We start from the raw sequence: 208 nt of genomic DNA, 5'->3' as shown, positions 1-208 counted from the left end.
GTTCTAATCTTGGCCCACAAATGGCAACTGAGGCATTTAAAGTTACTGCTGATGATACATTAAATGTTCATTATGTCTCTAATGTTGACGGTGTGCATATTGCATCTGTATTAAAAACGCTTGACCCTGAAACAACATTATTTGTTATTTCTTATAAAACATTTACTTCATCAGAAAACATGACGAACGCTAAAACAGCGGTAGATTG

General features: G+C 34.6%; 1 pseudogene. It reads left to right on the top strand.

What is annotated here, in order from left to right:
* Positions 1–208, top strand: a pseudogene (gene pgi / locus V6260_RS19475) (glucose-6-phosphate isomerase); the annotation flags it as partial.

Origin of the sequence: Pseudoalteromonas aliena, from assembly GCF_038155085.1 — a bacterium.
In the GTDB taxonomy this organism is placed as follows: Bacteria; Pseudomonadota; Gammaproteobacteria; order Enterobacterales; family Alteromonadaceae; genus Pseudoalteromonas; species Pseudoalteromonas aliena_A.
Note: the sequence above shows the minus strand (reverse complement) of the source record. Positions and strands in the feature narration are given on the sequence as shown.